We start from the raw sequence: 21848 nt of genomic DNA on the forward strand, positions 1-21848 counted from the left end.
CCGCGAGGCCGGTCGCGATCCTGCCTGGGTCATGGCCGGTGCCACGTGGCCGAAGCGGCCTCAGCGCGGTGGAGTACGCGCTGGTCAGTCCGGTGGCGTCGGCGAGATCAGCCAGTAGCCGTGGCCCGACCACCCCCGCACCGTCGGCGGAGACATGAAGCCTGGGACGCAAACCGATACCCTGCACGCAGAAAGTGCCTTCCACCTGGACCGACAGAACCCCTCGACAAGGTTCATCGTCCCAGCTCAGAAGGCACTTTCGCGTTCCCGGCCAGCAACTGGCCTCACACCAACCGAAACGCCGAGGTTAGCGGTCAGCGGGTGTCGTCGCCTGTTATCGTGGAGTCCCCTCGCACGGCCCAGAGACGGCCCCAGTCGGATGTATCGGGGGCACGGCCACAGTCTGGGTGTTCCCCGGAGGTTGTCAGCACCAGGTGGCAGGATGCCGTGCCATGACAGCACCGATCAGTGAGTCGTGGACGCGAATCGAGAACTGGCTGGCCGAGCATGCCCCGGCGTCCTACGCCGCGCTGGCGCCGCCCGCGGATCCGGCGGACATCGCCGCAGCCGAACGCGTCATCGGCCGGCCACTGCTGAAGCCCTTGGCGATGTCACTGTTGCGGCACGACGATCTCCTCGACCAGCGATTCTCGCTGCTGCCAGGGTTCTACAGACCGATGAGTGCACGCGAGATAGCGGATGAGTGGCAACTCTTCACCCGCTTCTACGACAAGCGTACGGCGGACGAGGAAGGAGAGGAGGTGGACTACGACTTCATGAAGATCGGGGCCAGCCACGTCCTGTACGGACATCCGCAGTTGATCCCCATCGCGCGGGACGTCGGCGGGGGTTACCTCGTACTGGACCAGCGTCCCGAGATCGACCGGGGGCGCGTCCACGACGCTGAGGCCACGGAAGGCATTATGCGTGGATCACGCGAGATGTGGACGTCTCTGCCGGTGCTCATGGAGACGATCGCCACGTCTCTCGAGACTAACCAGCCCCTCAACGACTACATGCCCGTAGTGGACGAGGAGCAGAGGCTGTACTGGGACTTTATACCGCTGCGCATTGACCGGACTTTGCATCGGTCATGACGAGGCCCATCGTGCGTTCATCTCCCGCCGCCGAGCTCTGCGCCCCGCCGAGGAGTACCGCACCCCGACCGACGCCGAATGGGAAGACTTCCTCGGCCACTTCGAACGCCGCAAACTCTCCGTCGGCACCTGCGCCCGCGCCTACGGCACCGCTTGCATCCACGAACACGCCTGTGTCCGCTGCTCACTCCTACGCCCCGACCGTGCCCAGCGCGGTCGACTGGTGGAGATCCGGGAGAACCTCATCGACCGCATCGCCGAAGCTGAGAGTGAGGGCTGGCTGGGCGAGATCGAAGGACTCCGCGTCAGCCTGGCTGGCGCAGACTCCAAGATCAGTCAGATCGACGCCGTACAGCTCGGCGGACCGGTGAACCTGGGCCTGCCCACCCCGAGGAAGAAGCCCTAATGTGCGTACGCGGTGCAATACGAACTAATTCCTTCGCATCACGGGATGAACCACCAGTGCCGGCGGCCCGCCACGGGTATGCGCCTCACCCATCAAAGCGGGACCAGCGGAATCCGTGCTCAAGTAATGGCGTCAGGGTCGCGCGGTGGAGTGCGCCGAAAGCCACGACCGCCTCGTTCTCGTCCATGCTGGCTGACATCAGCAGCCCTGGGGCCACGAAGAGCTTCTCCGCAGTGTAGGTCGGTAGAAATGGGCTCAGGGGTATGGGCCGCAGCTTGCTCCACAACGTGTCCAGACGCGCGGGCGGCATGCAGTAGGTCCATGCCTGGTAGGGGGCGGCAATCGTGGCTTCGTAGAGGGTGAACTGCAGGAGGAACCGGCTCAACGGCTCCTCTTCGATGAACGCCTCCGGCTCCAGAGCACAGGGATCATCGGTGCACCACACGCGGGGATCGACTGCGCCTGGTCCCTCCAGCAGCCACGGGATGGACCAGTCCATGCCGGCCCCGTCCTGCACGGCGAAGACCAGCCGGTCGCCGAACGGTCCGGAAGCGCGCCTGGGCTGCTCCAGCACCGAGTCATGGAACCTGTGGAGTGCCGGGCGGAAGCGGGCCAAGCGGTGGAAAGCGACCAACGCCTCAGGGAGGATGCCCAGTTCGCCCACCTCGTTCCCTTCCTCGGCTGGCTCCGGCTGCTCGGCGGGGAACCAACCGAGGGCGAACGACTCCAGAGCCCGGATCGGATCCGCGTCTACGTGGTCGACCCAGTCCACATCCGGCACCAGACCAGGTGCCGGGACCGGGCGGACCACGTCCAGCATCTCGCGGGTCAGCGGCTGGTCGAGCTCTAATGCGGCATAGTCGAAGTTGGCAGGGTCCGACAGCCCCCTGCACCGCGCGGCGCCCAAGGAGAGACAGCCACCATCCATACGCGCGAACAGGCGGATGGGTAGCGGAGCTTCGATATCGAACCGTGGGTAGAGCCCCGGAACCGTGTCCCCACGCAGCAGCACTTTCGTGGAGTCCTGAACGCCGCTCGCCCCCGGACTGTCGCCAGCCTCAACGATGACCACGGTCGCAGCCGCCCCCGCCACGATGAGCGCCGAACCCATCTCGTACCGGTGGAGTCCGGCTCCGGCGACGGACAGTGCCGTCGTCTCGGGGATCAGAGGAGGAAGTGTGTGCAGCATCCGCTCACCCTATTTAAGGGCGGACAGGCTCACAGGCGGAGCTGGACTGGCTCAGTTCAGCGAAGTGACCAGGCCAAAGCTGATGGCACCGGTCCAGATCGTCGACGGCATACGCACCTCCTGGACCCCCTGGGCTGCTGGGAGGCGGCCCGGCCGCCGACTAGGAGACAGACCAGGAGCGACCGGCCCCCCGCCCGTATCGATCCTCACGCCTCACGTGCACACCCGCATCCGGGCAGACCTGCCTTCTCCGGGCCCCGTCCGGCGGGCACCAGCAGCCGAGTCGGAGCACCCTGATTCCATGAGCGCGCCGATCATCGTCCACCACCCCACCCCCAACGGAGCCCGGGCAGTCACCATCAACGGTGAGGCTGGTCGAACAGCCGACCCCGGCGGCGATGTACCGGGAGCTGATCATGGTTCGGCCGAACATCTGCCGGCTGGGGACCGGCTCACCCCTGCTTGTCAGGTCTTCCAGGTATCGCTTCAGGCGGGCCTTGGATGTCGGCGTGCCGACCGTTGCATCGGCGAGGTCGGTGACACGTTGGCTCTCTGCCCAGGCGGCGAGGATGTCGTGGGCGAAGTCGTCGACCATGCGCAGCGCCCAGATGAGCAGCGGCCCCATGGTAGCCGGGGTGATTGGCTCGGTGGCGTTCTCGCCCCGGGATGTCTGGGCGGGCAGGTAATCGTCCACGCCCTCCCTCACCCAGGGGGGACTGGCGACTCCCAGCGCGACGGGGCTGACCGCATCGAAGGCCCACAGCCGGGTCAGGGCACTGAGCGTTCTGGTGACGGTGGCCCGGCTGGCCCCCAGGCGCTCGGCAGCGTGCCGCGCGTACTCTCCGAAAGCAGTCTCCGGGCACGCGGCCAGGCTGGCCACGCCACGGCTGTGCAGCCACGTCGCGAAGGTCCGCCACTCCAGGACGGCGCCGTAGAGCATCGTCGCGCTCAGCCGGGAGTGCCAGGCCGGCCATCCCACCAGGAACCAGTCCGGCAAGGGGTTGTTGATCATTACCCAGGCCAGCAGCCGGAACTCTTCCCTGCTGTCTGCAGGGAATCGGTCCCAGTACAGCTGTTTGCGGTCGGCGCTCGGATTGGCGCTCAACGGATCGAGGGGCCACACCGGGGCACCGTAGGTGGCGACGGAGCCCGCGTAGCCGCTGACGACCAGCGACGGAGCAATGGCCTGCGTGTGCCGGCCGGGCAATGTCGGGAGGGAGGCGGAGGGAATGGTCACAGGTCAAGGTCCCCGTTCAGGAGCTGGTCGACAACGGCGCGGTCCTGGGCGGGGATCGCGTTCACAGCGGTTGCCCAGACTGCGGCCCCGAGGCGGTTTCGCAGGTCCGTCAGCCGGGCGTGGGCATCGGCCCAGTCCGCTTCCCAGATGGAAGCCTCCACCGCCGTGCGCAGGCCGGTCAGGGCTTGGTGCAGGTAGACCAGGCGGGCGTGGTGAGCGGGGGTGACGCGGGCGTTGGGGCAGGCGGTGCAGAGCAGGAAGGACGCCGTGCAGCTGTCGCCGCCGGGAGTGAAGGGGCTGTGCGTGTAGTCGGCGCACCCGGCCGTCGCCGTCTCGTGGCCACTCTGCGGCGGGCGATCGGTGATGCGGGCTTGCAGGATGGTGCGCCGCGCGGCGCGCACGGCGTCCAGGGCGGCTTCGGTGATGACCGGGACAGCGGCCTCCTGCACCTGCGGCTCGGGCAGTACGTACACGCGGTCGTGGGTGTCCTGGCTGTTCTGGCCGGGCTCGCGCCGGTGCAGCACGTTCACGGTCCGGCGGATGCGCCGCATCGGAGAGCCGGTCAAGCCAACTGACCGGGCCCAGTCCCCGGTGGCTCGCTCGTCCGCGCCGAAGCCGAACGAGCCGATCCGGAAGGCACCTGGGTAGTTCTGCACCTGGTGGGGTGCGGTTTCGTGCCAGACCAGAAGCCGGTCGGGTCCCGCTTCGCCCGCGGCCAGCACGGCCCGCGCGGGGGCAGTGGCTTCCAGCGCCTCGCTCAGGATGCGGCCGGGGCTGTCGGCTCCGGTGTCGGCGATGTTGCGGCTCTCGAACCGGCCACGGCCGCCACGGCGCCGCTTCTCCAGCGCAAGCCGGTAGAGCAGCCCCGTGGACCCCGCAGGATTGGGCATCAGCTGAGGTACTGGCAGCTCGGAGATCGTGGTCGGGTTCAGTCCGAGTTCCGCTGCGATGAGCACGCTGAGCGCGGCGGCCTCATTGCGGCCGAGGAAGAGCCGCTTCCACGTGTGCACAGAACCCGTGCCGCCCAGCACCGCACGGAAGCGATAGACCGGCCGCATTCCGCGACCGGTCTTCAGCGGAACCTGCGGAACGTTGCCTGTGCGGGCCAGTACGTCGAGGGCCTCGCCCAGCAGCCACTGCTCGCCGCCCGGGTCGACCTCTCCCGATCTCCAGGATTCCAGGCGGGCCGCGTTCTCCCGGATCCGTAGCAGTGCGGCACGAAACGACCGCCGCGCTGCAAGCCGGATCGTGCGGAACTCATCAGGTTCATAGGCCCGTTCACCTGCCGAGGTCCAGGTGAAGCGTTTGGCCATCGCCTCGCGTACGGGCTGGGGTAGCCGCGGGTCCTGCTGGAGCAGCCCGGCTACCGTCGAGTGCTTGTTGTAGCCGTTGGGGCGTGGTTCGAGGCTGAGGCGCCATGTGTTCCACAGCGCAGCCGTCATGCCCTCGACGTCCCGCGGGGCACCCTCGTACGCACTCAGGAACTCCGCGAACGGTCGGAGCACCCACCATGCGGCGTCGCTGGTCTTGAGGCTGTCCCAGCCGCCGCCGGGCGCACACTTGGCGGCGAACAGCGCCGCGAGGGACCGCTGAAACGGGACCGCGACCGGCAAGGTGGCGAAATCATAGGTGACAACCCGTCCCTGCCTGTTCCGGTGACGCACAAGGAGCCCCTGCTCCACAATCAGCGGCGGGCGGCGATGGTCGTGCTGCGGCTGGGCAGCCGGCCGGCCGTGCCGGCTCATCGCGCCGCCAGCTTCTCGTCCAGGTCCTGGATCCCAGCGCTCTCGCGAGCGAGGCGCGTGAAGAGCTCGGTCAGTTCCATCTCGCCGCCGGGCCCGTGCACGGGTGCGACGTCGGCCAGCAGGGAACGCAGTTGAAGATCGGCGACGGGCGCCAGATAGATGGCCCGCGTCGTCTCCAACTGGGCGTGGCCGAGCAGATCTTGCACCATCCGCCACGGGTCGCCGTACAGCAGCCTGAAGTCCCGCCGTTCCTCCGCCGTGAGGCCCATCCGCCGGTCCATGACGTGGTTGAGGACCACGAGCATGCACAGCGCGAAACTGTGCCGGCACATGTGGGGCGTGCAAAACGGCGGAGCGGCCGTTTGCGGTTCCATTACCCGTTGGCACCGGGTGTTTCCCGCTCTGAAGACGCCCTCCCACGACGACGGGTGAAAGGGCAGGCCCGACTCGCTCAGCCACAACCACAACGGCTCTGGCCCCGCTGGCCCCTTGGTAAGAAGGCTCATTCGATCCTCGACCGTCGCCTCTGCCAACGCCGTCTGCCCCTCCAACCCGTCCTGATCACGCCAGTGCATCAGCCGACGCCGCCCTCCCGTCTGGTGCGTCACCAGCCGCCAAGCCGCCAGACGCTGATACCGGCCCTGCGCCTGCGCCCGCCGCACCACGCGCGCCCTGGACGACTCCACGTAGCCCTCGACCTCGCCCACCACCGGCGAAGAGACGTAGAACGTCCGAGCTCTTTTCGATTTCGTCATTTGCCGCGCAAGCCGGCCCACGTAGTAACGGCCGCCCTCCAGCGCCAAGGCCGGGACCTCGAACGTGAGCAACGAGGCCCCCTCGGTCAACCGCGCACCGGAGGAGAACAGCAGATCAGCGAAGGCAGCATTCCGGTCTTCCAACCGCCCCTTCCACTCCAACGAAGGACGTCCGTCAACACCATGACCGCGCAGCCCGACATCCACCCACCGGCGAAAGGCCCGAGGCGTCAGCCAGTGCACCTCACTGGCTCTCGCGTTCTTCGCCCGCGCCACCGGCACGCTGACCATCTCGCCGTAGCGGCCAAGCATCGGCCGCGTCGCGACCGGGTTCACCGATACGTACGCACTGCGAACCGCCCAGTCGTACAGACGGGTCAGCGCAGCCAGCCCACGGTTCCATCGCGAACCACCGACCCTGCGGGGGTTGCGCGGCGATCGAGTGCGCCAGTCCTCGAAGTCCCACAAATCGTCCGACGTCGCCTCAGTCCAAGCCTTCCCCCTCCCCCAGAGGAAGTCGAAGAACAGGCAGTAGTCAGCCGTGTAGTTCCGCTTCGTCTCCGGCGCGAGACGAGCGAACGACGAACGGCACAGATACAGACTCAGCGCTTCATCGACCCGGTAGTCGGGCGACAGAAGAATCGGATCCCCTAGATGGACTCCGGCACGCTGCTCACGCGCCGCGAGATCCTCCCACCCCACCAAGGCGGGCACTCGCTCGGACCTCACACAGCGGCGCTGCGGCACCCAGTACGTACGCCATCCAGTCACGAACCCACCCTCGCTCGACCCGCTTCAACACGCAGACCTAACAGGGAAGACGATGCCGGTGACCAGGCCGCGACCGGCGACGCCGTGTGGCCCTGACACCCGGCGGCGACGTCCTGCTGATCGAGCGGGACTGGCCGCCGCACGAGGGCGCCTGGGCATTGCCCGGTGGCCACGTCGACCCCGGGGAGACGAGCCGTGCGGCGGCCGCCCGGGAACTGGCTGAGGAGACCGGCGTCCACGTGACCGCCGACGACCTCCGTCAGATCGGCGTCTGGGACCAGCCCCATCGCGACCCGCGCGGCAGGTAAGTCACCGCCGCGTACGTGGCTGTCGTTCCCGCCGACACCCCGATCACCGCCGGAGACGACGCCCGCACCGCCCGCTGGTGGCCCCTGGGCGACCTGCCGGAACGGTTGGCGTTCGACCACGCCGACATCCTCAGCGCGGCCACGACTTCAACCTCGTCGCCTCCCACGCGACGACCGAGGGACGGAAAAACCTGCACCGGTACGCGACGTGGCACCTTCTGCGTCGGCTCCGCCGCCGCAGCCGCGGCAAGGAGACCACGTACTACCAGCTGCAGATCGCGCGGCAGCATCTGCGGGCGGCCGTCTATTTCCTGAACTGGCTCGAGGGCCAGAACCTGACCCTTGCCACCTGTCACCAGACCGATCTTGAACGCTGGACGACCAGCGATGACGCCCGCCTACGCCAGGAGGCATGCCACTTCGTGCGCTGGGCACTCGCCCAGAAGATTACCCGGGATCTCACCTTCCCGGCCGAGCGATGGAACGGCCCCTCACAGCCGATGGACGACGAAGCCCGCTGGGACACCGCCCGACGCCTGCTGCACGACGACGCCCTCAAGCCCGAATACCGCCTTGCCGCACTGCTGTTGCTACCGGCGGAGCCGTCCGCATCCGCCTCGGCGCCGTGCCGGTCGAGCTTCCCGCGCCCGTCGCCGAACTGGCCCTCCGCCAGGTCGCGATTCGCCGCAGCCATGCCGTCCTTGGCTGGACAGAGTCACCCTGGCTCTTTCCCGGCGGCCAGCCCGGCCGACCGATCAGTGCCTGGGCCATGGGCGAGCGACTCCGCAAACTCGGCATCCGCCTCGCGGAAGCCCGTTCGACCGCACTGTTCCAGCTCGCCACCGAACTGCCCGCCGCGGTCCTCGCCCGCACTCTCGGCATCGACATCACCGTCGCCGTCAAATGGCAGCGAGCTGCCGCCGGCGACTGGGGCGCCTACGCGGCCGAGGTCAGCCGCCGAAACTCGGAAGCCTGACCCGTCCCGATGTCAGACCCCGCTGACATGCTGCTTCTCATGACAACGCCGGAAAGCATGCCCGACCTCGCTCAGATCACCGACGCCCACGAGGTCACTCCCGAACTCCGACGCCAGCTGATCGGCTGCTGGATCGCGGTCACCAACTCGGGCGGTGCCGCCGGATTCCCCTTCCCACCCGTCCAAGACAACGACGTCGCACCAGTCGCGGACAAGCTCCTCGGCCGTCTCCACCCGCAACACAGCCGACTCATCACCGCCAGATTCGACGACGTTCTTGCCGGATGGGTTGTCCTCAACCGCGATCCCTACCGGCTCATCGGGCACTGGGGCACGGTCAACCACCTTCAGACCCACCCCGAGTTCCGCGGACGCGGTGTCGGCTCCGCCCTCATGCGTGAGCTGCGGAAGATAGCCCGCAACGACTTGGGGATCGAACAGCTCCATCTTGCTGCCCGGGGAGAAGAGGGGCTGGAGGACTTCTACAGCCGACTCGGATGGCGTGAGGTCGGTCGCTGGCCCGGGGCCCTCCGCCTCGCGCCCGACGACACCCGGGACGAGGTCCTGATGCTCCTCGATCCCCTCTGAGCGCGGGGGGTATTCCGGGAGTTCCAATACCCGACTCCACCATTAGCCGTGTTCAATGAGGACGTAGTCCGTCACTACCAGGGATTTCTCGACCGACGTCGTCAGAACAGGCCGACGGACGAGTACCGGCCCGTCACTGAATCCGAATGGTCCGGGTTCGAGGAGCACTTCGATCTGCGCAAAGTCGAGCTGGGCGGGTGCGCCCGCCCCTGTGGAAGTCCCTGCCAGCATGAGCATTCATGTCTGCGTTGTCCCATGCTCAACATCAGCCCCAAGATGCTCCCTCGCCTCGACGAGATCGAGAACGACCTTCTGAGCCGCCGCAGCCGTGCCGAGCAAGAAGGCTGGCGTGGGGAGATCGAGGGCATCGACCTCACCCTCACATTCCTGCGGCAAAAGCGCGAAGAGAGCCAGCGACTCGCCCGCATCGCGCCGGTCGAGCTTGGCATGCCGGGCATCTCAAGACCTGCTCGACGGCTTCCTTGAGAGGTTGAAGGCCGAGCAGGCGGAGTCGGCTCTTCCGTGTCTCATCGAGCGATGGCCATGCCGAAGGGCACTGGTCCCAGCGCACGGACAAGGCTGCTGACCATCAGCACGAACGCCTCGGGCACCCGGGCGGTCTTCACGTCTCCGAGGTCGATGATCCACTCTGGCGGCCAGCCCAGGTCGGCAAGCAGACCGCCGACGACCTTCTTGGCGCCGGCATCGTTGCCGGACACGAAGGCGGAGGGACTGATGGTCAGTTTGGCCGGGTCGGCCATGACCGAGTCGTGCATGGTGTTGAGGGCCTTCACCACGCGTACGTCGGGTAGCGCCTGCTGAATCTCCTCGGCGAGGCTGCTGCCCGGATGCAGGGGCACCGATGCGAAGCCGGCGGAGTCGAGTTCGTTGGCGTTGGCGATGTCGACCAGGACCTTGCCCGTCAGCTGTGCCGCAAGGCCGGTGAGCAGATCCAGCGACGCCGAGCCGGGCGTGGCGTTGATGACCACCTCGGCCGAACCGGCAGCGTCCTGCAGGCCCGTGACGCGTATTCCGGAACCGGCCCAATCGGCGGCTGTCTTCTGCGGGTCTCGGGAACCCACGATGACCTTGTGCCCTGCGTCGTGCAGTTTGCCGGCGAGGGCCCGGGCCACGTTGCCGGAGCCGAGGACGGTGATCGTCGTCATGGTCTGTTCGCTCCTTGATCAGACAGGGATTGCTCATGAGTGAAGTTAGGCGGCGCTACGGTTGAGAGGGAGTACGCACTTCAAGGTGGCCAGCGCACGCGAAGGGATGCCATGACCACGCGCACCGCCGCTCAACGACATGCCGAGGCTCGTATCTCGCACCAGGCCCGCTTCACCAGTTGCCCGACCAACCGGCTGCTGGACCGCATTGGCGAGAAGTGGGTCGCTCTCATCTTCAAGGAGCTGGCCGAGGGTCCTCGCCGCTATGGCGAGCTGGCTCGTGCGATTGCAGGGGCAAGTCAGAAGATGCTCACGCAGACTTTGCGTCGCCTCGAACGTGATGGTCTGGTCTCTCGCACCGTCACCCCGGCCGTGCCGGTACGCGTGGACTATGCGCTCAGCCCGCTGGGGCAGAGCCTGGTGCCCGTCATGCAGGCCGTGACGCGTTGGGCCGAGCAAAACATCGAACAGATCGATGTCGCTCGCGAGGTGCACGATGCTCAGCAACATTGAATGACCAGCCCCGACATTCGCCCGACCCGGTCCTGATCACCTCGGCGCCGACTTGACTGGTGCAGAGAAGGTGGCTTCTCTGCACCAGTCAAGTCGTCGGCCGTCTCGGGGTCTCCGTAGTACTCGCCGAAAATCGGGCGGATACGGTTGAGTAGCAGGCCGTCGACGTCCTGCCCGTTGTAGGCCAGGTAGGCCCTTGACAGCAGTTCTTCCTCGGCACTCACGACGGTCTCCTGGCCTTCTGATCGCCGACCCGGCTCGTCCGCGGCTGCCGTCACAGGCTCAGCAGCAGGTCCCGGACCGCGGCGGGCTGGGACAGGAACGGGTGGTGGCCGGCGTCGAGTTCGACGACGCTGTCGGCCCGGCGGGCGAACTCGCGCTGCAGCCGCGGCGGGGTGCCCCGGTCCTGGGCGCAGACGAGGTACGTAGAGGGCAACTGCTGCCATGCGGCCGCCCCGACCGGCTGCCCGGTCACCTGCACGCTCTGCCGGGCGAGGTGGGCCGCCGCCTGCGCCTGGACCTCGGGGTCGCAGTCCTGCAGGAATGTATCCACGAGCAGCTCGGGGCGGACCCCGAATGTGCCGGCGTCGGGGTCAACGTCGAGAAACGGGGCGGGGCTGCCGTCCCCGAACTCCGACAGGCTCTGCCCGACCTCGGGCAGGTAGCTGGAGACCAGCAGCAGGTGGCGCACCGACCCGATGCCCGCGGCGGCTTCCCCGGTGATGATGCCGCCGTAGCTGTGGGCGACCACGATGGTCGGCTCGTCGCTGTCCTGCAGCACCTGCCGCACCGCGGCAACATCCTCGGGCAGTCCCGGACCGCCGACGCCGCCGGGCAGACCCGCCTCGCCGCAGCTCGGCAGCGCCGGGGCCACGCTCGGCACCCCTCGCTCCTGCAGCAGCCCGGCGGTGCGGTGCCACCACCACGACCCGTCCCGCACGCACGCCCCATGCACGAACACGACCCTCATCGCTACCTCCACGTCTGCCGTGACTGCTCCCCTGCCGACGATAGACGTAGTAGCCGTTACGTGAAAAAGTAGGGTCGTGGGTAGACGACCGGAACCGCACATCAAGGAGAGGCTGCTCGATGCCTGCGCTGATCACGCCCTCGCGCACGGCCTCCCCGACCGGCTCGAGCCGCTGGCCACCGCCACCGGCACCTCAGCCCGCATGCTGATTTATCACTTCGGCACCCGCGACGCGCTGCTGCGGGCCGTCCTCGGGCACGCACGGCAACGTCAGCTCGACACATTCGGCGACCTCCTGCGAGTGCGACCCGACGAGCCGTACACGGCCACCCTGAACCGCGCCTGGACCTCCATCACCGGCCCGGACGGGCAGCCGTACCTGCGGATGTTCGGTCAGCTGCGCGAGAGTGCGGAGCAGCAGTTGTGGCCCAACTTCCGGCGCACCGCGACGACCGACTGGCTCGGGCCGCTCGAGGACGGCCTGCGCAGCATCGGTCGGCCGGATCTCGCGACGCTCGTTCTCGCTGTCATCCGTGGTCTCCTCATGGACCTCGACGCCACCGGCGACACCACCCGCACCGACCGGGCCTTCCGCGACTTCCTCGGTGCAGTCGAGCACCTGTCCAGCGGCTACCGCTCAGGCGCGGTTCTCCTCGTCCCAGATGGTGTCCCGCCGGGCGGTGTAGCAGCCCCATCGAGGCCGGGGATGCTGAGCGGCTCATGACGGCCCTTCTGGCCAGACGCCCGGCATGCCGAGGCTGACGGGCGCGATGCGGGTCAGCCGCTGTGACTGTTCTCGTTTCTGCTGCAGGAAGGTGAGGGTGAGGTCGAGTCCTTCGACTTCTCCGAGCCAGCCCTCGTGTGCGGCTCGGCTGCGGCGGCTCAGAAGGTCGTCCTCGATCTCGTCGAGACGGGGCAGCATCTTCGGATTAATGGTGAGCATGGGGCAACGCAAACACGAATGCTCATGCTGGCAAGGGGCCCCGTAGGGGCGCGCGCAGCCTCCCAGCTCGACTTTGCGCTGGTCGAAGTGCTCCTCGAAACCGAGCCATTCGGGTTCGGTGACCGACCGGTACTCGTCCGTCGGCCTGGCTTGACGGCGCCGGTCGAGAAAGCCCTGGTAGTGCCGGACCACGTCCTCATTGAACACGGCGACGTAACCACGAGTCGTTTGAAGATTCAAATGTCCGAGTAGGGCCGCTCCGATGTGGATCGGGAGCCCGCTGTTCACCAGATCCGTGGCCAGGAGCCTGCGGAAGTCGTGCGGGGTGAAGCTGGTGGCAAGGAAGCCGGGGTGCTGTTCGGCGAGTTCAACACAACGGCGCTTCAGCATGTTCACCACGGTGGTGTCTGACATGACTTCGTGCTTGGTGCCGATCTTGCGCTGGAACAAGAACGGCATGGCCGGACTGCTCTGCCGTTCCTTCGGGTCGTAACGGGACAGGAGCGGGATGGTCCGGCCGCCGCCGGCGGTGTGGCGGCGGACGATGGCCGCGACGACGGCGAACAGCTCCGCGGACATGGGGATGACGCGTTCCCGGTCGCTCTTCGAGGGAGCGACCACGAGCAAGGCGATGACCTCGCCGTTCGGCCGTTGATACTGCCGGATGCTGAGATGGGTGAGTTCCAGGGCTTCCTCGATACGCACGCCTGAGTGCCGCAAGACCTCAACGATCGCCCACTCCCAGAAAGCGGCGTCCTCGGCATGGGTGACGTTGATGTACTTGCCGCTCTCCAGGTCGAGGACGCGGACGTTTGCCAGTCCTCCGAGCCGGACGCGGCGTTCATCCACCCGGCTCCACAGGCGCTGGTAAGTGCGGCCCTCCAGAGTGACGGTCTGTCCACCGGCCGCGTCCGCGACCTGAGCAAGGAGGTCACGGAGGTGGCCGTACCGGTTCTCCAGGTGTTCCAGGAGAGTGTTCAACAGCGGTTGCCTTTGCCGGGTGCGGTCATCCATGCGTTCCTTGACGCGGCGTTTACGGATCCCATAACCGCGGACCTCGGCATCGGAGACCGGACAGGGCGCCACCCAGATCGCCCACTGCTCGGGTCCCGCCGCGGCCCACGCCTGCAGATCGGCGTAGAAGGCGCGGACTGCCCGCAGGATGGGGTCGAAGTCGCGCCGTCCTCTGCCGTCCACGCGGACCGCGACCCGGTCACGCCACCGTTGGTAGAGCTCGCCGTCAATGCGCAGGTCGGGCTGGCTGGGGGCGAGTTGTTCGATGGTCGCCCAGAAGTTGCTGGCCAGATGACGGGACAGGTTGTCCAGCGTCGAATAGTCCAGTTCGGGTTTGCGTCGTTCCAGATAGGCGATAAGCAGGTGCCGGACCCCGCCATTCCGGATCTTGTAGCGGTTGACCAGTTCTTCGACCGTCAACCGCCCGTTGAGCAGTGCGGCCTTTAGCGTCGCCGGCCCATGGGAGGGGAAATGGTCCATCGTGTGGAGCACCTGCCAGGCCAGGTGCCCGGGGAACCGGCTGCCGGCTCCGCGTGCCCCCAGAACCAGTCCTTGACGGCGGCACTCCCACGCGTAGTGCAGGAAGGCCGCGGGGGTCAGGTCGGCCAGAGCGATGCCCTGCGTGGTGAGGGCGACTGCGATGTCGAACAGCGCGGTCGCGTGGTGAATCGGGTTCACCGAAGTGGCCTGGGCCTCGGCTCAGAACTTCTCCAGCAGCGGGTCGTTTTGGGCGGCGAGGAAGCGCTGCCCGTAGTAGAGGAAGGTGTTCGACCGGAATGCCTCCAGCGAGGGCTGGATGATCCGCAGACACAGCAGGCAGGCAGCGCCGGTGCCGATCTGGCTCCTGCCCCGGGGTGCCGATCGCAGGACGGACACGGGGTTGCCACCCTGGTTGAATCCGCTGGCTTCCCATCGCTCCTGCCAGGTCTCGCCCGGGAACTGGCTCAGGTGGTGCAGGAGGTCCCGGGCGCCACGGCTTCGGTTCCATCGGTTGTCGGCCGACTTCGTCGGCCACGTCGTGCGCACCGCCTGCGCGATTTCCTCGACGGAGGCGCGTGTCAGATCGCCTTGGGGGCGCGGCGGGATCGCGGGAGCTGGGGCGGCTGCGGCGTTCACGCTGACGAAGCGGCTGACGCCCTTCCTGCTCGGCTGGGTCAGGGTGCCGGGTTCAGCCACCGAACACCGCCTTGACGTCCTCCGGGTCGTACCCGGCGGCGAAGGTGCGCTGGGGACGGGGCTTGGTGTAGTGCTCCTGGAGCTTGTCGTGCAGGTCCTCCACGCGGGCCGTCAGGTAGCGACCGGTGGTGTCGAGGTGAGCGTGCCGCAAGATCGTCTGCACCTCGGCGAGGGTGAGTCGCTCGTCTCCCGCCATCCTGACCGCCGCCGTGTGGCGAGCGTCGTGCAAGGTCCAGTTCGTGCCGAGCTTGTCGTTGGCCCGCTGGAGAATGCGGCGCGTCGCCCAATATGTCAACGGCCGCGGATCCCCGCGGCGGGTGCGCCACACCGGTTGGCCCGGGTCCGGTAACCCGTCGGCGGCCAGGTAGCTGCCCAGGTAGCGGAAAGCGTTCGGGGAGGCGGGCACGGGCTGCCGGATCCGGGTGCCCTTGCTGATCACATATATCAGCTGGCCCGACCAGTCGATGTCGTCCAGCCCGACACCCAGCAATTCGCTCGCCCTGGCCCCGGAGGAGACGTAGAACTCCAGGAGCGCCCGGTCACGGTCGCAGCCCATCCCCGCGAACAACTCATCCCACAGGTGGTCGGGGATAGACCGGGGGGCCTGTACCGGCACCTTCTGCCGCAGCCGGCCCCGCCGGAACACCGGCATCGGCTCCAGCGGAGATCGGTGTGCGAGAGCCTGACGACGCCCGCGCGAGGCCGGCACCGGATTGACCACCGGACCAGCGCCGAACCGCGCATGAAACACATAGAACCCGCTGACCACGCTGAGGTTGTGGTTGATCGTGCTCGGCGCGTACCCCTCCCGGAGCGACGGCTTGCCGGTCTTCGGATTCACCGACCCCGCAGGCGGAGACGCACTGTCCCGCCTACGCAGCCGCTGCGGGTTGCGCGCTTCCCGCAGCCAGCCAACGAGCGCCGCGACCTCAGCCTCCGTGGCGCTGTCCCACGAGATCTGCAGAGACCAGAGCAGCCGGTACCACCGCAACAGCCCGAACCCGTAACTCCGGCAGGTCAGCGGGCTGACGTCCCCCAGCATCAGATCCCGCAAGTAGACACTGACCGGCTCGACCTCGCAGCCGTCAGCATCCACTACGACGAACGGAAGGTCGGGCGTCGCCCCCGTGACCACAGCGCCGACCTCGGGAACCGAGCGCTTCCCCGCCATCAGGGCACGTCTCACGTCCTCCACCACACCACACTCCTGAAAAGACCCCGACGATCCGCCTGGGCCACGACTGGGACATGGTGCAGTTAACAGGTCTGCGGGTGGTCGACGTGCCGTGGAACCAGGCGACCTCGGCCGAAGGTCGGGATTTCGCGTTGTGGCTGGGGACGACGTTCAAGGTCCCCAATGCCGCCCGGACGGTGTCCACCGTGACGGCGGGCACCATCAACCCGATCACCAAGAAGCCCTACCTGGACGATCGCTACAAGCCCCGGACGATCCGGCACAGCAACGCGGTGATCCGCAGCTTCTACACCTTCTGGATCGAGGCGGGCGGCGGGCCGCTGGTCAATCCGGTGCCGCTGGCACGCTCCGAGCGCCGACGCCCTCACGCCCACCACAACCCCCTCGATCCGTATCGGGGCGAGGGGAGGCTTCGCTGCAACCCGAGGGTTCCGCGACGCCGGCCCCGGCAAATGTCGGACGAGCGGTGGAACGAGTTGTTCGCCGCGCTGCGCTCCAACCGTGACCGGGCGATCGTCGCGTTCGCCATCAGTAACGGCGCCTGGGCCTCGGAACTTCTCGGCATGAAGGGAGCCGATGTGGATCGGGGTGACCAGCTCGTACGCGTGGTCCGAAAGGGCGCCCAGGCCGAGCAGTGGCTGCCGGCGAGCGCGGAGGCGTTCATCTGGACCCGGCTCTACCAGAGCGAGGGCACACCGCTGGATCCGCAGGTGCCGTTGTGGTGGACCCTGCGGCGTCGAGATCACGGGGTCGGCCTGGCGCGTCAGCCGATGAACTACGAGGCCTTGCGGGCGGTGTTCCGCCGGGCCAACGCCTTGCTGGAGACGAACCGGTCGATGCACGACCTGCGGCACACCGCCGCGCTGCGCATGGCCCGAGACAAGCGGCTCTCTTTACGGGACGTGCAGACCATCCTCGGGCACGCGCACCTGAGCACCACTGCGGACATCTACCTGGTCGAGGACGAGGAGCAGGTGATCGCCCGCGTTCAGGAGTACCTCGCCGACGTCAAGGAACGTGCGGCGCTTCCACCGGCATCGCCGGCCACCGGCTATGAGGCGAGCGACCTGGACGTGCTGTTCGGTGGTGAGCGCGGATGACCAGGAAGGGATCGCGACGGGCCAACTCCGTCCGGCTGGCGGGAACGAAACCGGCACCGGCGCAAGCCTTGTTCATCGACCACGACCTGCAGGCCGATGAAGCGCGTGTCGGACCGCACGACCGTCTTGCCCGCGCTGAGGTGTTGGCCCTGCTTCCTGCCTCTCCGCTCTGGCCGCCTGGTGACACCAAGGCCAGCCGGGACCGGGTGAACAAGCGGCTGGCGAACGCCGCCAGGATCCTCGACTGGCTCGGGCAGCATCCCGGCCATGGGTGGCAGGAACGCTGGCGAGCGGCTGGTGCCGACCGCGGGAAGGAAGTCGTACTCACCGCTGTGCTGGGCGAGCACCAGACAGATGGTCAGCGCGACGGAGTGATTGCGGGGCTCAACTGCCTGATGCTGAGCCGGATCGTCCTGCCGGGATACGGATTCCTCCGCGGCTACAAGGCACTTCTGCTGTTCAAGCAGGTCCAGCAGATGTTGCCCGCCGGGGACCTGGACACCATCCGTGACCATGGAGCCGGGCTGGGCATGACGCCCCGACACGTTGATGAGGGCTTGCGACTGATCTCCTCAATGATTCTGCACACCGGCCGTGACCTGTATGAATTGACCGCCGAGGACGTCTTCCAGGTCCGGGCGCGAGGACGCCGGATGCGAGGCGAGGCGTTCGTCGGGACTCACAGCGCCTGGGAACTGCTGCGAGGCGTCGGTGCCATCCAGTCCAAGGACACCCTCAAGGATGCGCTGCGGCACGGACAGCGGCCGACGACCGAGCTGGTCGACTCCTACAACATCCAGTCCACCGAGATCCGGAACGTGCTGGTGCGCTATCTCGACGAACGTCGTCCCGGTGTCGATTACGGCACCTTCCGCGGACTCGTACGTGAACTGGCCGGCGTCTTCTGGGCGGACATCGAGACCCACCACCCGGGCATCGACAGCCTCCGGCTCCCTGACGACGTCATCGACGGCTGGAAGCAACGGATCGTGACCTACGTCCACGCCAGGTCCGGCGAGGTCAAGGAACGACGTTCCCGCATCGACGTGATGATGCGTGTCCGCGGCTTCCATCTCGACATCCAGGAGTGGGCACACGAGGACCCTTTCTGGGCGCAGTGGGCCGTCCCCAGCCCCATCACCCGAGGAGACGGCGCCGGGAACCAGAAGATCTACAAGCAGACCACGGCCCGTATGCACCAGCGAGTGCGCGACCGGCTTCCCCACCTCCCCCTGCTGGTCCAGACAGCAGAACGAGTCCACCGTGAGGCCGCAGCTCTCCTCGAGGCCGCTCGCGCCACCCCGTTCGACGAGGTCTTCGAGCACCGCGGAACGAGCTACCTGCGGGAACTGCTTAAAGTCAACCAGGTCCCCAGCCGGCTGGACCACGGATCGCCGCACGTCTTCATCCGCACGGTCGGCTCCACCGGCCGCCGCATCAACCAGAGCCTGGTAGAGGACGACGCCTTCTGGTCCTGGGCGGTCATCGAAACCTTGCGGCACACCGGAGTACGGGCCGAGGAACTGACGGAACTGACACATCTGGCACTGGTCTCCTACCGGCTGCCCGAAACTGGAGAAGTCGTTCCACTGCGTCAGATCGTTCCGTCCAAGAGCAACGAGGAACGGCTCCTGCTGGTGAGCCCCGAACTCGCAAGCGTCCTGGCCACCATCATCAAGCGCCTGCGCGACGCCAACGGCGGCAAGATCCCCCTCATCGCCCGATACGACTCCCACGAGCGAGTCACCGGCCCGCTGCTGGCCCATCTCTTCCAACGACGGCCGTACTGGCAACCGCAGGTAATGAGCGAGGCCGCGGTCAAGCGCAGGCTCGACCGGACGCTGGAAGCCACCGGTCTGCGCGACCAGGCAGGACAGCCGCTGAACTACACGCCCCACGACTTCCGCAGGATGTTCGCCACCGAGGCCGTCACCGGCGGACTGCCCGTCCACATCGCCGCACGCATCCTCGGGCACAAAACCCTGACCACCACCCAGGCATACCTCGCGGTCTTCCAGGACGACCTCGTGCGGACCTACCGAGGCTTTCTCGACCGCCGCCGGGCCGATCGACCGCAAGACGAATACCGAGAGCCCGCCGAGCAGGAGTGGCACGACTTCCAGCAGCACTTCGAACTCCGCAAGGTGTCACTGGGCACCTGCGGGCGGCCCTACGGAACCCCCTGCCAGCACGAACACGCCTGCATCCGCTGCCCCGTGCTCCAGCTCGATCCGCAGCAGCGGCCCCGCCTCATCGAGATCATCCGCAACCTCCGTGAGCGCATCACCGAGGCCCGCGCCAACGGCTGGCTCGGCGAGGTCGAAGGACTCCAGGTCAGCCTCAACGCCGCCATGGCCAAGCTCACCAGCCTCAACCGGACCTCCACCGACGGGCGCACCCAACTGGTCGACCTCGGCATGCCCCTCTTCACCGACCCACCGGCACAGCAATCCGACTCGGCTCCATGACAGGGGATCCACATGCAGCCAATCCGCCTGATCTCGGTCAGTTCAGGCCAGGATGATCGGATTGCTGAGCGCCGCCATGTGCCCTTCGGGATGGCGTACCTCGATACGGACGAACGCCGAATCCGCCGCACTGATGGGCCACTCCACGGCATCCGATCCCGAGCAGGTAAGCGACGCGCGGTGCACCATCCCTTGCTCAGTGTGAAAGCTGACAGTGCCCGACGGCACACCGCGTACGTCCACTCTTGCTACGGCTGGCTCATCGCCGGTTTCCAACCGTTCGCCGATCCTGGCGCTCTGATCACCCGCAGAGGCCGTGAACAACAGCTCGACTGCGACCGATTCAGTGATCCAGCTCCGGCCCGCACGGATCCCGGCGAGGATCTCGTCGGCACGCAGACCCTCGGCCAGCACGACGGTGTGCGGGACGCCGATCTGGCCTTCAAGGTGGGTATCGCTGTTACCTATCGCCGGCCGCCACCGTCCCTGGTGAATGTCCGCAGCCAGGCTCCGCCCCCATTCGGCCAGGGCCGCCTCATTGTCTGCCTGCCATGGCACGTCCGAACTCCACTGCCCGTTCCACACCTCAACCACATCGAACCCCTGGTACGGGTACATGAAAGTGCCCGAGGGGTACGGCGCGTGCGGGTGGGCGGCGACGCAGAGCCCACCCGCACGGTGGACCTCGTCCAGATGCCGGTCGATCATGTTGTCCCGCACGCCATAGCGCCAGTCGACCACTTGCCCTGAAGGGACCCCCACAGCGAGCCAGTGCCCGGTCCGGGTGACGACCTCCTGGCCCAGGATCACCAGCAGATCGTCGCCGACGTGCCGACTCCAGGCGCCATGCGTCTCGGACGTGTTGTGCTCGGTGGCCGCGAGGAAATCAAGCCCCGCCGCACGCGCATCGGCCATAAGTTGCTCCGGCGTCAGCTCACCGCCGCTCGAAACTACCGAATGCACATGGCAGTCACCTCGGTACCAACCGCGCCCCCGGTCGGCCATCAGCGGCGGTGAAGTTTCCAACTCTGACACCCATTCCCCCTGCTGCCTCATTGGGAATCTCGAAGTTCGCGAGCCCGCCACCCGGCTTCGAGATCATCCCATGGACCCCTTTGGGACCTGCCTCGGTCACACCTCTTAGTCCGGAAAAGGGCAGGGGCAACGGCCCACCTTCTGGCCCGACGCCTGCGCCGTCGCGGCCACCAGGTCCACCTCTACCACCGAGACCTGCACCGGCCCGTCGCCCACCGCTCGTGACCGTCTGACGGCTCCCCCTGCCGCCCCAACCCCCGCCCAGGGCTGGGGCAGTGCGGAGGACCGGACAGCCCGGCCCTGCACCGCCAACTCCTCGGAGACCAGCCCATGAAGAAGCAGCTCCACTACATGGCGACCCTGCCCGACGGCACCGTCCCGCCCACCTGCGAGCACCTCGCCCGCTACTACAGCGCCCAGGGCGAGACCATCCCGACCGTCAACCTCGCCGACCACGTCGGCCAGACCGTCGACCACTCGAGCCCCGGCCAGAAGTGGTACACGGACAAGCCGTTCTCGTACTTCCACATGTACACCAAGCCCGGCGAGATCCTGGAGCGCATCGAGTCGGGCTGGCCCGTGCGGCTGTTCATCGTCGAGCCGCGCGGCGAGACCGGCAATTGGGGCGCCGACTTCGCCCCGTACTGGCTGATGTCCCACCAGATCCGCGTCGTGGAGGAGACCGACGCCTGGCGCGCTTTCGGGCACCGCGGCGCGAAGGTCCTGGAGACCGTCGCTCAACTGCCCGACCTCGCCCGACAGTGGGCCCAGGGATGGGCTGCCGACCCCGACAGCACCCGCCGCACGTACGACGCGTGGGACGAGCGCTTGACCGACACCCGCGCGCTGAGCGACTGGGCGCACTGGCGGGCGCGGCACTCCCGCCGCGCGGCCGGTCTCAAGGCGGCCTACCAGCTTGCCGGGGACGCCGCAGAGGAGGCCGCAGCCGTTGCCGGCGCTGATACGGACGTCGTCGCCGCGATCAGCCTGCGGGCCCGCTGCCTGGCCGCTGGTCAGCTGCTCCACGACCGGATCCGCTCGGACGACTACGAGAAGTCGATCCGGGCCCTGCTGATCGGAGCCGGACTCGACGCCCAGGCCCCGGCCCTCGCGAGCGCCTGACGGCCCTCTGTGCCGCCCCACCCCGTCCGGTGGGGCGGTGCAGAGGGCCGGACAGCCCGGCCCTTCACCACCGG

Annotated in this window: 21 protein-coding genes and 2 pseudogenes; 11 read left to right on the forward strand and 12 right to left on the reverse strand. The window is 67.6% G+C overall.

Annotated features, from left to right (window positions below; all coding sequences use genetic code 11):
* Positions 1–205, reverse strand: a pseudogene (locus tag ACGFU7_RS42770) (IS1380 family transposase); the annotation flags it as partial.
* A 247-nt stretch (positions 206–452) separates the two neighbouring features.
* On the opposite strand from ACGFU7_RS42770, the gene ACGFU7_RS42775 reads away from it, so the two are divergent.
* Both ACGFU7_RS42775 and ACGFU7_RS42780 read left to right on the forward strand, forming a co-directional pair.
* Positions 453–1097 (forward strand): SMI1/KNR4 family protein, encoded by a 645-nt coding sequence (locus tag ACGFU7_RS42775; RefSeq protein WP_393703678.1) that lies wholly within the window; start codon positions 453–455, stop codon positions 1095–1097.
* Positions 1072–1503, forward strand: a complete 432-nt coding sequence (locus tag ACGFU7_RS42780; protein ID WP_393703679.1) for a hypothetical protein — start codon at positions 1072–1074, stop codon at positions 1501–1503. The genes ACGFU7_RS42775 and ACGFU7_RS42780 overlap by 26 nt, the downstream gene beginning before the upstream one ends.
* 85 nt (positions 1504–1588) lie before the next feature.
* Here the strand turns inward: ACGFU7_RS42780 and ACGFU7_RS42785 are convergent, their stop codons facing one another.
* From ACGFU7_RS42785 to xerC, 4 genes are all read right to left on the reverse strand, one after another.
* On the reverse strand, positions 1589–2692 hold the full coding sequence (locus ACGFU7_RS42785) for a hypothetical protein (RefSeq protein ID WP_393703680.1): 1104 nt from the start codon (positions 2690–2692) through the stop codon (positions 1589–1591).
* Between the two features lie 160 nt (positions 2693–2852).
* On the reverse strand, positions 2853–3929 hold the full coding sequence (locus tag ACGFU7_RS42790; RefSeq protein WP_393703682.1) for a hypothetical protein: 1077 nt from the start codon (positions 3927–3929) through the stop codon (positions 2853–2855).
* On the reverse strand, positions 3926–5542 hold the full coding sequence (locus tag ACGFU7_RS42795) for a hypothetical protein (RefSeq protein WP_393703683.1): 1617 nt from the start codon (positions 5540–5542) through the stop codon (positions 3926–3928). The genes ACGFU7_RS42790 and ACGFU7_RS42795 overlap by 4 nt, the downstream gene beginning before the upstream one ends.
* Positions 5543–5670: 128 nt before the next feature.
* Complete coding sequence (gene xerC / locus ACGFU7_RS42800) at positions 5671–7143, reverse strand: tyrosine recombinase XerC (protein ID WP_393703685.1); 1473 nt, start codon at positions 7141–7143, stop codon at positions 5671–5673.
* Between the two features lie 143 nt (positions 7144–7286).
* Here xerC and ACGFU7_RS42805 point away from each other — a divergent pair.
* The 4 genes and pseudogenes from ACGFU7_RS42805 to ACGFU7_RS42820 form a co-directional block, all read left to right on the forward strand.
* Positions 7287–7649: pseudogene (locus ACGFU7_RS42805) on the forward strand (NUDIX domain-containing protein); the annotation flags it as partial.
* A 484-nt stretch (positions 7650–8133) separates the two neighbouring features.
* A complete protein-coding gene (locus ACGFU7_RS42810) occupies positions 8134–8484 on the forward strand; it encodes a hypothetical protein (RefSeq protein WP_393703687.1) in 351 nt (116 codons plus the stop codon).
* 39 nt (positions 8485–8523) lie between these two features.
* Positions 8524–9072, forward strand: a complete 549-nt coding sequence (locus ACGFU7_RS42815; protein ID WP_393703689.1) for a GNAT family N-acetyltransferase — start codon at positions 8524–8526, stop codon at positions 9070–9072.
* 255 nt (positions 9073–9327) lie between these two features.
* A complete protein-coding gene (locus tag ACGFU7_RS42820; protein WP_393703690.1) occupies positions 9328–9558 on the forward strand; it encodes a recombinase in 231 nt (76 codons plus the stop codon).
* Between the two features lie 41 nt (positions 9559–9599).
* On the opposite strand, the gene ACGFU7_RS42825 is transcribed toward ACGFU7_RS42820, so the two are convergent.
* The gene (locus ACGFU7_RS42825) at positions 9600–10238 is read right to left on the reverse strand and encodes an NADPH-dependent F420 reductase (RefSeq protein WP_393703691.1); all 639 of its coding nucleotides are present in this window, start codon (positions 10236–10238) and stop codon (positions 9600–9602) included.
* Positions 10239–10349: 111 nt separating this feature from the next.
* Between ACGFU7_RS42825 and ACGFU7_RS42830 the strand changes: the two genes are divergently transcribed.
* Positions 10350–10751 (forward strand): winged helix-turn-helix transcriptional regulator, encoded by a 402-nt coding sequence (locus tag ACGFU7_RS42830; protein ID WP_393703693.1) that lies wholly within the window; start codon positions 10350–10352, stop codon positions 10749–10751.
* Here the strand turns inward: ACGFU7_RS42830 and ACGFU7_RS42835 are convergent.
* Positions 10739–10975, reverse strand: a complete 237-nt coding sequence (locus ACGFU7_RS42835; RefSeq protein WP_393703694.1) for a hypothetical protein — start codon at positions 10973–10975, stop codon at positions 10739–10741. The genes ACGFU7_RS42830 and ACGFU7_RS42835 overlap by 13 nt on opposite strands.
* A 50-nt stretch (positions 10976–11025) precedes the next feature.
* Positions 11026–11721 carry an alpha/beta hydrolase gene (locus ACGFU7_RS42840; RefSeq protein ID WP_393703696.1) on the reverse strand — a complete coding sequence of 232 codons (696 nt, stop codon included), beginning with the start codon at positions 11719–11721 and terminating at the stop codon, positions 11026–11028.
* Positions 11722–11797: 76 nt separating this feature from the next.
* Between ACGFU7_RS42840 and ACGFU7_RS42845 the strand changes: the two genes are divergently transcribed.
* A complete protein-coding gene (locus ACGFU7_RS42845) occupies positions 11798–12445 on the forward strand; it encodes a TetR/AcrR family transcriptional regulator (RefSeq protein WP_393703698.1) in 648 nt (215 codons plus the stop codon).
* Here ACGFU7_RS42845 and ACGFU7_RS42850 read toward each other — a convergent pair.
* Genes ACGFU7_RS42850 through ACGFU7_RS42860 form a run of 3 tightly spaced genes read right to left on the reverse strand, consistent with a single transcriptional unit; the run spans position 12440 to position 16052 of the window.
* The gene (locus ACGFU7_RS42850) at positions 12440–14356 is read right to left on the reverse strand and encodes a tyrosine-type recombinase/integrase (protein WP_393703700.1); all 1917 of its coding nucleotides are present in this window, start codon (positions 14354–14356) and stop codon (positions 12440–12442) included. The genes ACGFU7_RS42845 and ACGFU7_RS42850 overlap by 6 nt on opposite strands.
* 21 nt (positions 14357–14377) lie before the next feature.
* Positions 14378–14854, reverse strand: coding sequence for a hypothetical protein (locus ACGFU7_RS42855; RefSeq protein WP_393703702.1), 477 nt, complete (start codon positions 14852–14854; stop codon positions 14378–14380).
* On the reverse strand, positions 14847–16052 hold the full coding sequence (locus ACGFU7_RS42860) for a tyrosine-type recombinase/integrase (RefSeq protein ID WP_393703703.1): 1206 nt from the start codon (positions 16050–16052) through the stop codon (positions 14847–14849). The genes ACGFU7_RS42855 and ACGFU7_RS42860 overlap by 8 nt, the downstream gene beginning before the upstream one ends.
* Before the next feature lie 50 nt (positions 16053–16102).
* Here ACGFU7_RS42860 and ACGFU7_RS42865 point away from each other — a divergent pair, with 50 nt between their 5' ends.
* Both ACGFU7_RS42865 and ACGFU7_RS42870 read left to right on the forward strand, forming a co-directional pair.
* The gene (locus ACGFU7_RS42865; protein ID WP_393703705.1) at positions 16103–17149 is read left to right on the forward strand and encodes a tyrosine-type recombinase/integrase; all 1047 of its coding nucleotides are present in this window, start codon (positions 16103–16105) and stop codon (positions 17147–17149) included.
* On the forward strand, positions 17146–19617 hold the full coding sequence (locus ACGFU7_RS42870) for a tyrosine-type recombinase/integrase (protein WP_393703707.1): 2472 nt from the start codon (positions 17146–17148) through the stop codon (positions 19615–19617). Before ACGFU7_RS42865 ends, ACGFU7_RS42870 begins: the two co-directional genes overlap by 4 nt.
* Positions 19618–19659: 42 nt before the next feature.
* Here ACGFU7_RS42870 and ACGFU7_RS42875 read toward each other — a convergent pair whose 3' ends face one another.
* Positions 19660–20652: a CehA/McbA family metallohydrolase gene (locus tag ACGFU7_RS42875; protein ID WP_393703708.1), complete on the reverse strand. Its 993-nt coding sequence runs from the start codon at positions 20650–20652 to the stop codon at positions 19660–19662.
* Positions 20653–20982: 330 nt separating this feature from the next.
* On the opposite strand from ACGFU7_RS42875, the gene ACGFU7_RS42880 reads away from it, so the two are divergent.
* Positions 20983–21774 carry a hypothetical protein gene (locus tag ACGFU7_RS42880; protein WP_393703710.1) on the forward strand — a complete coding sequence of 264 codons (792 nt, stop codon included), beginning with the start codon at positions 20983–20985 and terminating at the stop codon, positions 21772–21774.
* Positions 21775–21848: the final 74 nt, after the last annotated feature.

Origin of the sequence: Streptomyces sp. NPDC048473 (assembly GCF_043200155.1) — a bacterium.
Classification (GTDB): domain Bacteria; phylum Actinomycetota; class Actinomycetes; order Streptomycetales; family Streptomycetaceae; genus Streptomyces.